This is a genomic window from Streptomyces sp. NPDC049879 (genome assembly GCF_044461265.1).
Classification (GTDB): domain Bacteria; phylum Actinomycetota; class Actinomycetes; order Streptomycetales; family Streptomycetaceae; genus Streptomyces.
Map to the genome: position 1 here is coordinate 45,977 of NZ_JBITKT010000015.1, position 11,959 is coordinate 57,935.

The 11,959-nt window shown below is 74.7% G+C and carries 15 protein-coding genes; 6 read left to right on the forward strand and 9 right to left on the reverse strand.

What is annotated here, in order from left to right; genetic code table 11:
* The first annotated feature begins 343 nt into the window (after positions 1 to 343).
* The 6 genes from ACIBPC_RS31785 (at position 344) to ACIBPC_RS31810 (ending at position 5,917) form a co-directional block, all read left to right on the forward strand.
* Positions 344 to 3,361, forward strand: coding sequence for a hypothetical protein (locus ACIBPC_RS31785; protein ID WP_398849536.1), 3,018 nt, complete (start codon positions 344 to 346; stop codon positions 3,359 to 3,361).
* Positions 3,362 to 3,493: 132 nt separating this feature from the next.
* Positions 3,494 to 3,856, forward strand: a complete 363-nt coding sequence (locus ACIBPC_RS31790; protein WP_398849538.1) for a hypothetical protein — start codon at positions 3,494 to 3,496, stop codon at positions 3,854 to 3,856.
* Between the two features lie 76 nt (positions 3,857 to 3,932).
* Positions 3,933 to 4,439 carry a hypothetical protein gene (locus ACIBPC_RS31795; RefSeq protein WP_398849540.1) on the forward strand — a complete coding sequence of 169 codons (507 nt, stop codon included), beginning with the start codon at positions 3,933 to 3,935 and terminating at the stop codon, positions 4,437 to 4,439.
* A 175-nt stretch (positions 4,440 to 4,614) separates the two neighbouring features.
* Positions 4,615 to 4,845, forward strand: coding sequence for a hypothetical protein (locus ACIBPC_RS31800; RefSeq protein ID WP_398849542.1), 231 nt, complete (start codon positions 4,615 to 4,617; stop codon positions 4,843 to 4,845).
* Complete coding sequence (locus ACIBPC_RS31805) at positions 4,842 to 5,141, forward strand: hypothetical protein (RefSeq protein WP_398849544.1); 300 nt, start codon at positions 4,842 to 4,844, stop codon at positions 5,139 to 5,141. Before ACIBPC_RS31800 ends, ACIBPC_RS31805 begins: the two co-directional genes overlap by 4 nt.
* A gap of 89 nt (positions 5,142 to 5,230) precedes the next feature.
* Positions 5,231 to 5,917, forward strand: coding sequence for a hypothetical protein (locus ACIBPC_RS31810; protein ID WP_398849546.1), 687 nt, complete (start codon positions 5,231 to 5,233; stop codon positions 5,915 to 5,917).
* A 310-nt stretch (positions 5,918 to 6,227) separates the two neighbouring features.
* On the opposite strand, the gene ACIBPC_RS31815 is transcribed toward ACIBPC_RS31810, so the two are convergent.
* From ACIBPC_RS31815 to ACIBPC_RS31855, 9 genes are all read right to left on the reverse strand, one after another.
* Positions 6,228 to 6,770 carry a hypothetical protein gene (locus tag ACIBPC_RS31815; RefSeq protein ID WP_398849548.1) on the reverse strand — a complete coding sequence of 181 codons (543 nt, stop codon included), beginning with the start codon at positions 6,768 to 6,770 and terminating at the stop codon, positions 6,228 to 6,230.
* A 92-nt stretch (positions 6,771 to 6,862) separates the two neighbouring features.
* Positions 6,863 to 7,366, reverse strand: coding sequence for an NUDIX domain-containing protein (locus tag ACIBPC_RS31820; protein ID WP_398849549.1), 504 nt, complete (start codon positions 7,364 to 7,366; stop codon positions 6,863 to 6,865).
* A gap of 27 nt (positions 7,367 to 7,393) precedes the next feature.
* Positions 7,394 to 8,260, reverse strand: coding sequence for a hypothetical protein (locus ACIBPC_RS31825; RefSeq protein WP_398849551.1), 867 nt, complete (start codon positions 8,258 to 8,260; stop codon positions 7,394 to 7,396).
* Between the two features lie 162 nt (positions 8,261 to 8,422).
* The gene (locus ACIBPC_RS31830; RefSeq protein WP_398849552.1) at positions 8,423 to 8,749 is read right to left on the reverse strand and encodes a hypothetical protein; all 327 of its coding nucleotides are present in this window, start codon (positions 8,747 to 8,749) and stop codon (positions 8,423 to 8,425) included.
* A gap of 78 nt (positions 8,750 to 8,827) precedes the next feature.
* Positions 8,828 to 9,187 (reverse strand): hypothetical protein, encoded by a 360-nt coding sequence (locus tag ACIBPC_RS31835; RefSeq protein WP_398849554.1) that lies wholly within the window; start codon positions 9,185 to 9,187, stop codon positions 8,828 to 8,830.
* Positions 9,188 to 9,287: 100 nt separating this feature from the next.
* Entirely contained in the window at positions 9,288 to 9,839 is a 552-nt protein-coding gene (locus ACIBPC_RS31840; protein WP_398849556.1) for a hypothetical protein, read from the reverse strand.
* An 88-nt stretch (positions 9,840 to 9,927) separates the two neighbouring features.
* Positions 9,928 to 10,566 (reverse strand): hypothetical protein, encoded by a 639-nt coding sequence (locus ACIBPC_RS31845; RefSeq protein WP_398849558.1) that lies wholly within the window; start codon positions 10,564 to 10,566, stop codon positions 9,928 to 9,930.
* Positions 10,567 to 10,676: 110 nt separating this feature from the next.
* Entirely contained in the window at positions 10,677 to 11,105 is a 429-nt protein-coding gene (locus ACIBPC_RS31850) for a hypothetical protein (RefSeq protein WP_398849559.1), read from the reverse strand.
* Positions 11,106 to 11,232: 127 nt separating this feature from the next.
* On the reverse strand, positions 11,233 to 11,959 hold a 727-nt coding region (locus tag ACIBPC_RS31855; RefSeq protein ID WP_398849561.1), incomplete at its 5' end, for a hypothetical protein.

The following is an 11,959-nucleotide window of genomic DNA, read 5'->3' on the forward strand; positions in this document are numbered from 1 at the left end:
GGGTGCGAGGGCTGGTCCCGATTCCCGTCGTGACCAGCGAGTTTGGTTCCTGACGAACCCAAGACCCACGTAGGGGCCCTTTGGTGTGCCTGCGTGTGCGACAGACAGGAAGTAGTGTGCACTACCGCACCCCCGTCTGTCATCACCGGCATGCGCCGGGAGTGACGGACGCCACCTCTTTTCAGCCGTCCGGAACCGCGTGTTCCGTCTCTGACCGGCTCGTTCTCCGGGCTGTGCCCGGCATCTCGACTTGTCGTCGTGTCGCTCTTCCGGGCGCATCTGCGGCGTGTGTTGACCTCCGCGCGGGTGATGTCCGGGCGTGTCGCGGGACGGGGGCCCGGCGGTGACCGGGACCGGCGCCGCGGCGCTGCCGGTTCCGGCTGCCCGGACGGCGCGGTCGGCCGCGCCGCGGCTTCGGCTGCTCCCCGGCGACGGCACGGGCGTGTCGGGGCCGGGGAATCCGCTTGCCCTGGGCCGGGACGCCCGCGCGCGCCTGGACGCCGCCGCCGACGAGTTGTTCGCCGCCGCGGACGCAGCGGGCGTGCCGGTCGACGCGCACGCGGCACGGCTGGGTCTGGTCGTCCTCACGTCGAGGGCGGCGTACGGCTCGTGCGTCGCGACCGTGCGGCGCGGCGAGCTGGGCCGGTGGATGGGCGTGTCGGAGGACACCGTCGCCAGCGACGTGCTGCGCCCTCTCCGGGCAGCGGGACTGATCACGACCCGTCAGGTTATCGGCGAGCGCGGGGAGGTGACGGGGCTGCAGGTGCGTGTCGAGCCGTTGCTCGCCGCCCGGCAGCGTCCCGGGCACCCACTGCGGCTGACCCGCGCCGAACTCGCCGTGCTGCTGCGGCTGCTGGAAGCGCTGTGGGCGCCGGGGTGGCGGCACCGTGACGGGTCGGTGACCCGGGCGGGGCTGCTCGGCGGTCCGAAGGGGCGCTCCGGGCGTGCGGCGCCGACGGACCGTCTGGCGCTGCTGCTGCTCGCGCTGCGGGCACGGCCGGACGGCTGGGTGCGGCTGTGCGGAGGCCGGGCCGATGCGAAGAGGGGGAGGGCTGCGACGACGGTCGCGCAGCTGCTGGGCTGCAGCCCGGCGGCGGGGGCGGCGGTCCTGGCGCGGCTGCGCGCGGCCGGGGTCGTGGAGTCGGTACGGCGGCCGAGCCCGGGTCTGCTCCAGCGCTCGCGGCTGCGGGTGCCCGCCGTGGCCGCAGCCCACGGCTTCCCCGTCGCGGCACCGGGCGCGCCGGTGCCGGACGTTCCGGCGCCGCGTGCCGCCGTCGAGGGGGAGGAGTCCGTCTCCGGACCGGCGGCTCGCGGCCGCGGACCGGCCGGGGAAGAGGGAGGAGAGCATCGGGACGTCCAGGAGCACCCGTACGACGGGGAGGACGGCGCGTTCGACCTGTGGCCGGACGAGCTGACGGACGAGCAGCTCCCGCCGGAGGAGGAGATGTTCTCTGCGGCGCCGGACGTCGAGGGCGTTCCCGCCGACGCCATCGTGGTGGTGCGCGAGCCGGCCGCGGCCGCGCCGGACTCTGTTTTTTTGGAGTCCGGCGACCCCCACGCTGCCCCACGGCATAGTGACGCCCCCGCTGTCCCCGCAGACCCGCTGGTCACAGACGCACCACCCCGTGAGGAGCCCATGATCACCGACCCCCACGCTGCCCCGCCCCTGCACACCACCCACGCTCAGGTGGCTGAGGTCTCCAGTTCAAGCGACGGTAATTCGCGCTGTTCCGGCGCTCGCGCCGCGGAGGGTGACCGACGTCGGCCGGAGCGCGCGCGTACGGGCGAGGAGACCGCCGCCCCGGCGACCGCCGTCGATCCCGGAACGGCGCACGACAGCAGGGGCCCGCTGCGCGGGGAACAGCCGGTCCAGCCCGCCATCAACACCCCCGCCACGAACGCCACCACGCCAGCCTCCCGCCGCCGGGCGAAGGCCTCGCCCGCTACCACCAGGACTCCCGTAGTGGCCGTCCCCCATGCCCCTGAGCTGCTGCTTCCCCGTGATGTGCGCACCGCGCTCACCCCCGTCGCCGACCTCCTGGCCGTCCTGAGGGACGGGGCCCGGCGCGTCGTCGTCACGGCCGCCCGTGCCGAGCTGTCCCGCCTGCGCGCCGTCCTCGCGACCGAGCATGTCACCGGGGCGAACGAGGACGCCGCCGAACTCCTCGCGGCCCGCCTGGTCGACCGCCGCGCCGAGCAGACCGGGCCGATGACCACCACGGTCGGCTGGATGCTGCGCCGGGGCCTGCCCTCCCGCGGCTGCGGCCCCCGGTGCGCGGACGGCATCCGACTCGATACCGGCGCGGACTGCCCCGTGTGTGCCCGTCGTGTCGCCGACCGCCGCGCCGACCGCGCCCGCGCCGTCCTGGACGTGCGCGCCGAGATGCCCGGCGCCACCCCCGCCGTGCGCCGCGCCGAAGTCGAGCGGCGCCTGCACGCCGCCGTCCGGCGCCAGGCCGTCCTCGACATCGGCCACGCCGAGCGCGCCGCCCGCAGCCGCGAACGGTACGAGGCACATGTCCGCGACGTGGCTGCCCGCCGCGCGGCCGCCGAGGCCGAGCGCGCCGCCCTGCCCTGCCAGGACTGCGACACCCCGGGCGCGGCGGGGCTGTGCACCCGGTGCGGGCAGCGCCGGAAGGTCCGCGCCTCCCTCAGCCGCGCCGCCGAGACCCTCGCCATCGCCACCGCCATCGAGGAGCACACCGACCCCGCCCGCCTCACCTCAGCCGACGCCGCCCGCCGCCTCGCCGCCGCCGAAGCCCGCGTCCGTACCGAACTCGCCGCCGCGCTCGACGACGCCCGCGCCCAGGGAGCGCTGCCCGCAACCCTCGGCACCCTCGCCGTCCTGACAGCCGATCAGCTCAACGAAGCCACCGAACACCGCGCCCTCGCCCTGCTCGCCCGTACCGCCGCGGCCGTCGAGGAAGGCGAGAAGGCCGCCGAAGCGGTCCTGCGCGCCGCCCACATCCACGGAGGCCCCGACGCCGCCCGCGTCCGCGCCGAACTCGCCGCCCACCAGGCCCGCACCCGTACCGCCCGCCACATCCTGCACACCGCCCGCGAACACCTCCACCGCCTCCGCCCGGCCGACCCCGGCGACACCCCCGACCCCTGCCCGGGACACAACAACACCCCCTGCGGCCAGCCCCAGCTCGGCGGCGGCCTGTGCCTGCCCTGCCGCGCCCGCACCACCCCGCACCAGGCAACCACCCCCCACCCGCACCACGACGAGAACCCGCCCCACCCCTGCCCCGGCCACAACGGCACCCCCTGCGGCCAGCCCACCCGCCACACCCACTGCCTGCGCTGCGCCCGCGCCCACCTCGCACCTCCGCGCAGCGCCATGCTCAGCGTCGACTGACCGCGCACCGCGCCGGACCGCTCGAAGTTCCTGTTCACTGACCGCGCACCGCGCCGGACCGCTCGAAGTCCCTGTTCGCCGCTACGCAATCCGGGCCCGTCCCCTCCTGCCGCCGAAGGTCGTTGTCAGGGCATGCAGCTGCTGCCGACTATCGCGGCGCCCGGTGTCGCCGAGACCGCCGAAGCCCTCGCCGAGGCCGCGTGCGCCTTGCACGACGTCGCCAGCTCACCGGCCAGCTGGAGCACAGCCGCGGCAGACGACGCGGTCGAGGCGATGGAGACCGCGGCGAACGCCCTGCGCACCGCGCACCCGGCCGCCGCCCCGGCGGTGACCGCCGTCATCCGGGCACTGGCACGGCTCCGCCAGGACCTCGGCCTCCCGGCCGCTGACGGGATCAGCAGCCCAGGCCGCACTACTGCCCCGCCGTTTCCGGGCCGTCGACCGGGCACCCGCCGCGGCCTGGGCCCCGGATTCCAGGGCGTGCGGCCGACATGAGCAGCCAGGAGCCCACGACGGCGCTACCACCGAGCCGCTGTTGCACCGGTGACCTCGCCGCTCCGCCGGTCCGCACGTGACCGACGCCGACCTGACAGAGCGGCTGGCCTGCCTGCTGGACGACGCGGTCGCGGTGGCGGAAGCGGTCACGACCCGGGGGTGGACGCCGATGGCGGCCGCGGACACACTCGCGACGATCGACACGCTGACGGGGGCGCTCGGCGTACTCGGCGCCTCCGCGCGGGACGCCCTGGGGCCGGTGACGGTAGCGACGGACCGGCTGCGGGCGCTGATCGCCGCCACCCCGCACCAGCCGCCCACCCCACTCCTGTCCCCGCGCGTTCGGCGCGGCGGAAGCGACCGGTACCGCGACCCCCAGTACTGGCTCAGGCGGGACGCACGCGTCGCCGAGCAGCTGTGGGTCGGGGAGCAGCGGCCGACCCGCTGGGGCGACCTGTTCGCGGCGCTGCCCCCGGCCGCGATGGTCGAGGCGGTGACCCGCCGCCACCGTGGCGAGCACTGGCACGCGGTCCTCCAGGACCTGGCCGCCCGGCACTCCGTCAGCAGTCCCCCCGAGACCTGACCGCAGCTACACCGGCACTTCCGCGGGTACTGGCCGGCCCCGGCCCCAGGCTGGTCAACTCCCGGCGCCCCCGCCTGCCCCGGGGCACAGCTGACCGAACCCGGCCACCCCCACCGGGCCGCACGCGGTGAGCGAACGGCTGCCCGCCGCGGCGCGCGGCCGGTACGCTGCCGCCATGGACGCTGACCAGATGCCCTCGCCCGAGGAGATCGTCGCCATGCAGGAGTCCGGCGACCGGGACACCTGCCGGGAGGAGATCGCCGCTGCGTCCGGGGAGGACCTCCGCCGCGTGCTGCGGGAGTGGTGGGCAGTCGGCCTGTCCGCGCAACGCCCGGACCGCGAGAAGCAGTACGCCGAGGCCCGCTACGGACACGGCCACTGGACGCTGATCAGGCACGCCGCGTGACCGAGCCCCGCGCCCGCCGCTGGGACGTCTACGCCGCCGACCACAACCTCGAACAGCAGCTCGCCAAGGCCGAGGGCCGCCCCTGGGACGCGCTGCGCCGCGTGATCGACACGCTGGAGTGGAGCGCGGAGACCGTCGGCCGCCCGCTCCCGTTCCCCTGGCATCAGGACCTGCGGCGCGTCCCGATCGCCGACGACGCCGACGTCTACGGCGTCGCCGAAGTCCTCCTCGAATCCCGCCAGTACCGCATCGCCCGACTGCTCGACGTCACCTGGCTGCCCGACGTGCAGCTCTGACCGCACGTCGGCACGAAGCGAGGCGCGGGACCACCGTTCACCGGCCGGTATAAAGAGGCTCTCCACCCCCGGCCGAGGGAGGCCCCGACATGTCCGTGACCGCCCCGCTGTCCTGGCGCTCCGCCGCCGTAGGACTCGCCGTCCGCGAAGGCGAGCACGGCCCGTGCGCGGACGCCGCCGCGCACTACCTCGCGGCCGACCTCACGATGGCCGTCGCCGTCGTCCACGCCACCGGCACCCGCCCGGAAGCCGCACGCCTCGCGCCGCTGCTCGCCGAGAGCGCGGTGCGGGCCGCCGCCCAGCGCGGCGCGCTGGCCGGAGTACTCCACGCCGCGCTGGCCGTCTCCGACCCGGGCCCCGAAGGCGACGGCCCCGACGCCACGATCGCGCTCGCCGTACGGCGAGCGGACGGCCACACCACCACGGCCTGGGCCGGGGAGTGCCGGGTGTGGTCCTGGGACGGCACCGCCCTCACCCTCCACAGCACCGGCCACGACCACAGCGGCGTCCGGCCGGGCGGAACGCCCGCCGCCGAGCACGGGGTGACGCTCGCCCAGGCGACCCCGGCCCTGGTCGGCCAGGCCGTCATCCCCGCCGGCCGCACCCTCGTCCTCGCCACCCCCGGCCTCCACCGCCAGCTCGCCGCCGACACACGCGCACGCCTCACCGCAGCGCACGTCTCAACGCCGCAGCGTCTCGCCGACGCACTCTCCCAGGCCGCGACCGCCACCCCCGGCACTGCCCGTGCCGACGCCGCCGTCCTCGTCCTGAGCTGACCGCTATGAAAGCCTGCCGCGCGGACCGTCCCCATACCAGCGGCGCTATGGCCGGGCAGATGGCGCAGCGGCTGCTGCGGTCCGTGCTCCGGGCAGGACGATGCCCCGACTGGCGGGGGCTGGATACAGGCTGTGGCATGACACATCCCAACGGAGCGGGACGGCCGAGGGTTACCGCGCGCCCCTCGTCCGGCGCAGCCCGGCCGCCTCTCCCGACCGGTCCCCGGCGTGCGGGCGGTGGCAGGATGACGCGACGGGAGCGCTCCGCCCCGGGTGCGGGGCCGTACGCGGCGGCGTCGTTCACGGGCGGCTACGGGGTCTCGTCCTCGAAGCGGTCCTCGAGTTCGGCGACGAACCGCAGTACCACCTCGTCCAGATCGGCGGAGTGCGTCATCAGGGCCGCGAAAGACGGGTTCTCCTGCACGGTCCCGGACTGCGAGCCCTCCCAGCTCTGGGACATGTGCCACACCGCGGTGTCCATCACTCCCGCGTACCGGGCCAGCCATGGCGCTCCGGCGGCCCGTGCCTGGCCGGCGGCGGTCTGGACGCGGTGCACCACCGCGCGCTGCTCGCCGGTCAGCTCGGCAGGTGTCCACCGAGAGCGGCCGACGCGGAACTCCCGCTGCGCGGCACCCGCCGCGTCCAGGAGTTCCATCGCCGCGGCGCGGACCCGGTCCTTCGCGATGCGGGCATTCTGGCGCTCTTCTGCCGCCAGTGCCGTCTTCTGCCCACGGTCGTCTGCATCCCTGGATATCTCGGTTGCCGCACGGCTGGTGTGACGGGTCCCCCATACCGTCACCCCCACCGCGACCGCTGCGGTGAGCATGGAGACGACCGCCACCACCTGTTCCACCCGCGTTTCCCCCTTCGGTTCGGCCACCATGGTGGCCGAACCGAAGGGGAGAGCGCCAGCGGCGTGCTCCCGGCCGCCGCTGGCCCGGGCGGTTACTGAATGTGGACATCCTCCAGGGCGTCCTGGATCATCTTGGCGTGGCCGGGTGCCAGTGGGGGGAGGGCGCGGACGGGGTGCCAGCGGGCGGCGCCGTGCGGGCTCAGGTGGAGCCGTGCGGGCAGGCTGGCGGTGTACCTCGTGGTCACGCACTCCTCGCCATCGGGGTCCCAATCGCGGGAGGTGCCGAGCACGGTGAGGCGGGCGGGGTCGAGGCCGATCGCGGTCGTTTCGTTCAGTTCGCGGACTGCGGCGGCAGTCGGCTCCTGCCCGTCGTGGACGTGGCCGCCGGGCAGGGCCCACCTGCCGTCCTGCTGGTCTGCGATCAGGAGGACGAAGTCGGGGGCGGGGTCGGGGAAGTCCGGGTCCGGCTCGTCGTCGACGTCCGGGTTGTCGATCCGCCACCGCCACAGGGTCGGCCACAGGGGCGCAAGGTCGGGATCTCCGTAAAAATGGCCCGGGAGTTTGGTCTCCCGCACGGGGTCAGGGGCAAACACCACGACTGCGGCGTATTCGGCCATGGCTGCCTACCCGGCGGTCGGCGCGGCGAACTCCGCCACGTCGCGCAGGAAGCCCTCGGCCGCGTCGCGCAGCTCCTGGGCGCGGGTGGCGTCCCAGGTGAGGTGGTACTCGCGGACGTAGGCGCCCTGCGCCAGGGCGATGATGTGTGCCTGCCGGGTCCCCAGGGTGTCCATCTCCCACATCGCGCGGATCGCGAGCCATTCCGGGACCTGGCCGCTGCCGTCCGGGCCCCATCCCTCCGCGACGTCGAACGGCCTGGGGAGGCTGGTGACGGTGAGGGTGCTGACGGCGCGGCGCTCGTCGTCCTGGGGGTCCACGAGGATGCGGTCGGGCGTGGCGCGCTGGTAGGTGCGCTCGGTGCCCACCCACATCCCGGTGGTCAGGACCTGGTACTCGGGGTGCCGCTCGGCGAACACGGCGGCGAGGGTGGGCTTGTGCCGGGTGCCCATGGCGGCGGCCTCGGGGTCGCGCGGCGCTCCGCGCCGCCAGGTCTGGGAGACGGCCTGCCGCCACGCGTCCTCCCGGGTTCCCAGGCCGGTGCCGAGGATTTCGGGGAGCTGGGCGGTGTGCACGGAGTCGCGTCGCAACTCACGGCCCTCCGGCGTGTCCAGCTCGACGTATCCCAGGCAGGTGGCGTCCGGCGCGCTCTGGTCCTGGCCCTGGGTGCGTCCGCGCTTGGCCATCCGGGACACGGGCGCCTTGTCCACTCCGAGGGCCGCAGCAGCGCGGGTGACGCCCAGGAGGCGTACGAGAGTGGCGGCGGCGCGGGCGCTGCGCTGGGTGTAGGCGGAGCCTGACGCGGTGTCAGCCCGCCGCGCGGCCAGGTACTGCTCCAGCGCCCTCTCGGCGTCGGTCTTCTGCTGGTCGTTCACGATGGTCCCTCTCGGTGGACGGTGTGTGCGAGGGCACCATCATGCCCCATCGTTGCCCTGTACGGCAACACCGTTGCCTTGTGAGGCAACAATGGGGTTGTGGGTCTGCCGTGGCATGTTCACCGTCACGCCCCGGGGCCGGGAACCCGGCGGCCCGCCGGGTCAGGCGGCGAGCTCCGGTCCGCCGCCTGACGTCTCGGCGTCGGCCAGCTCACGGACGCGCACCTTGAGGGCCTGGCGGGCGGCGACGGGGTCGGCGACGGTCTGCCAGTACGGGTCGGTCTGCAGGACGAGCGTCGCGTCGAGGAGCTGGCGGCGCAGATCGGCTTCCACCTGGTCGTGGTCGGCCCGCCACCCGTTGCCGGTCCGGTGCAGCACGCCGGCCCCGTCCTCGTAGGGGCGCAGCGGAATCGCGGCCAGCCGCCGCACGCCTTCCACCAGGGTGCGCTGGGCGGCGAGCAGGGAGGGGGGAAAGGCATTGTCGGTCATCCCGGGAGGGTAGCTCGCGGGATGACCGGCAACGGGTGGCGGGCCGCTCTCACGGAGAGAGCGCCGCCTCCTGGAGGATCAGCAAAGCTGGTCGCGCAGCTCCTCGGCGAGGTCGAGGACGACGTCTGCGGGGAGGTCACGGGTGCCGGTGTAGCCCGCGCACAGCCTCCCCTCATCGCGGACGGTGCACAAGGCGTGCATCGGGCCCCGGGGGTAGTCGGCGATCGTGATGCGCGCCGCCCGCAGGAGAAGAAGGGTGTGCTGCCGGTCGGCGTAGTCGGTGATCCGGTCGATGTGCTCCGCCAGGAGCGGGGCCAGGCCGGCGATGGAGGTCAGCCGGCCCTCGGCGCGCTGGCGGACGCGGACTTTCGGGGTGATGACGGTGGGCCGTTCCTCCCCGACGTAGGTGACGGTGTAGGTGGCGGACAGGTCTGCCACGCGTTCTACCTCCTCGCAGACGGGGCGGTCCGCGCGAGTCGCGGACCGCCGGAGGGCTGTTCTTGCAGATCCACGGCGCGGGGAAGGCGCTCGGCGCGGCTCATGCGGCTGCTGACTCCCGGGTCCGGCAAATGAAATACCGGCGGTGCTCGATCTGCTGCGCCTTCTGGCGGAGTTCGTCGTCCCAGGCGTCCAGGCGCAGATTCCAGCTCTCCCGCCGCGCGTGGTCTTCGGCGCCCGGCCGCACACCCTCGCTGCCGAAATCGTCCGGCGAGAGCAAGCCGGGCATGAGACGGTCGAGATGCTGCTCGCACACGGCGGTGGAGACCCCGTCTCCACAGGGAGCCCAGGAGCATCCGGCCTGCTCGCACAGCCGGGTGACGGCCTCGGCGTTGGTACTCTCGGTGGTGTCGATCTGGTAGCGCAGCACGCCGCCGACGCGCACCGCGATGACGGCGCCCTCGTCGTCGGCGTCCACCTCCTCCAGCTCGACGCGCATGTCTGCGGGTTCCGGGAGCTGGTAGAGGCTCATCCTGCTTCGGTCGTCGCTGACGTGCGTCCACAGGCGGGCCGCCTGGTCAGCCGTCACCTGCTGCGCGGCCAGTGAGGCGTGCCCGCCAGCGGCGGCGAGCAGAAGGTCGTGAAGGTTCATGTGGTCGTTCCTCCCCGTCGGGGTTGTCGGTGGCGGGCCGGGACGGAGCGGGCCCGGGCGGAGCCCGCACGCGCGCGGTCCGAGGGGTCTACAGATCCATGGCGCGGCGGATGCGGTCCTGCTTCTCGGCCTCCAGGGCGGCGATGATCTCCGGGTGCTGGCGGTCGAAAGTTGTCAGCGCCTCGGAGGCCTCCTCGATCTGTGCTTCCAGCTTGGGGGCCTGGACGCGGTAGTAGAAGCCGGGGTCGCCGCCTTCGTCGTCGTACGCGGCGTCCTTTGCGCGGGCGTCCCTCTCGTGCAGGCTGTTGATCCGGTTGACGAGCCGCGTGCGAGCGGCGACCAGTTCGCGCCCTTCGTCGGTGCGGAGGACGGCGGTGTCGGCGCGGAGCCGCTGGTCCGCTCTTTCCCGGGCGCGCCGCGACTTCTCAAGCTGCTGTCCCTCCTCCGAGGCGGCGAAGGCGGCCTTGGCCGCGCGGCCGAGGGCTTCGACGTCGGCGGCGTCCTCGGCGGTCAGCCACACCGGGGGGTTGCCGATCCGGTGGGTGTATCCGGCGGGTGTCTGGTCCGGGTTGCTCGCCGGGAGGAGGCAGTCGTGTGCGACGCGGCTGCCGTCGGAGGCGTCGGTGACCTCGTAGAGGCAGCTGCCGTAGGCGGTGAAGAAGGTGGTGATGCGGACGGCGCGTCCGTCCGGCTGGGTCACGACCAGGTGGTCGGTGTGGTCGGTCATGGAAGTTCGTGCGCCTTTCGGGGGTGAGGGTCAGTCGGGCGGAGGCGTAGCACGGCGGTGGTGTGCTGCTGGCGGGCCGGGGGAGTGCGATCGTGGCCGCCGAATGTGGGTCACCGCCGGTTTTGGCCGTCGTGAGCTGCCGGTCCCGGCGCGGCGGGGGACGCGGCGGGGCGCTGTGCCGCCAGGTCGGCGGCGGCGCGCAGCACGTCGCCGCTGGTGAGGTGTCTGCCGTCGGCGGGGTGGACCTCCTGGTAGTAGACGTAGGGCCAGGCGCCGCAGGGGTGCCGCTGGCCGAGGTCCCGGAGTTCCCGGCCGGGACCACTGGTCCCGGCCAGGGTGACGGGGCAGGCGTCGGTGGTGTCCCGGGCGGTGGGGGTGCCGCAGTCGGGGCACATCGCGTAGAGGTCGTCGGTCCACACCACCACGGCGTTGAGCCGGGCGCCTGTGAAGAGATCGCGCTCGGTCAGGACGCGGACGTGGATGCCGGGCGGCAGTTCGGCGGGGGCGGGGATGATCTGGTTGAAAGGGTGCTCGGTCACGGCGCTGCTCCAGGGTGAGGGACCTGTCAGGGACGGTAGCCGGGGGGTGTGACATTCGGTGGCCGTCCGGGTACGGGCCCGGGGTGGTGCGGCCCTACTGCGGTCCGCACCACCCCGGGGCCGGGGGTCAGGGTGCGAGGCGGGTGAACGCGGGTGCCAGCCGGGGGAGTTCGGCCAGGCGGGGCCGGTCGTGGAGGCCGTGGCCGTGGACCCGCAGTCCGGCCGGGGCGCTCTCGTCGCCGAGCGGTTCCTCGCGGCCGGTGCGCAGAACGCGGACGGGCAGTGCGGTGGAGGTGTGGTCGAGGGTGGACACGAGCAGGCCGCCGTCGCCGTTGTCGTACCAGGTCAGCTCCCGCTGCCCGTCGCGGCTGCGGACGGTGCGGAAGCGGGAGGGCGGGATCTCGCGCGGCGGCAGGGGCGGGCGCAGCGGCCAGTCCTCGTGCCACGGGCGGGTCTCGGTGCCGCCGCCGGGGAGGATGCGCCAGAGGTGGTCGGGGCGGCGCAGCTGCTCCACCCCGGGGCGGTCGGTCCACATCCACAGCTCAGACCCGGCTTCCACCCACAGCGCGTCGGGGCCGGGGGGCCGGGCGCCGTCGGCGGCGACGGCGAAGACGCGCACCAGGGCTGCGGAGCCGGACTCGCGCAGCCCGCGTGCGAGGTGTTCGGCGAGCGCGTCCGCCGCTTCGGCGTTCGGCAGCTCCTGTACCTGCCGCAGCTCGTGGTCTCCGGCCCAGTTGCCGTGGGCGTATCCGGTGGCCGCGTGCCCGTGGTGGTGCCACCACACCCATACCCGGGGGCCGGGCGCGGTGCGGTGCGCGCACCCCGAGCCGTGCCCGCTGTGCGCGCACCGCACC

What these genes read in the sequence shown, in the direction of transcription:
- ACIBPC_RS31790 (WP_398849538.1), top strand. Translation starts at nt 3,494, where the DNA reads ATGCAGCTGCTGCCGACTATCGCGGCGCCCGGTGTCGCCGAGACCGCC.
- ACIBPC_RS31800 (WP_398849542.1), top strand. Translation starts at nt 4,615, where the DNA reads ATGGACGCTGACCAGATGCCCTCGCCCGAGGAGATCGTCGCCATGCAG.
- ACIBPC_RS31810 (WP_398849546.1), top strand. Translation starts at nt 5,231, where the DNA reads ATGTCCGTGACCGCCCCGCTGTCCTGGCGCTCCGCCGCCGTAGGACTC.
- ACIBPC_RS31830 (WP_398849552.1), bottom strand. Translation starts at nt 8,749, where the DNA reads ATGACCGACAATGCCTTTCCCCCCTCCCTGCTCGCCGCCCAGCGCACC.
- ACIBPC_RS31840 (WP_398849556.1), bottom strand. Translation starts at nt 9,839, where the DNA reads ATGAACCTTCACGACCTTCTGCTCGCCGCCGCTGGCGGGCACGCCTCA.
- ACIBPC_RS31845 (WP_398849558.1), bottom strand. Translation starts at nt 10,566, where the DNA reads ATGACCGACCACACCGACCACCTGGTCGTGACCCAGCCGGACGGACGC.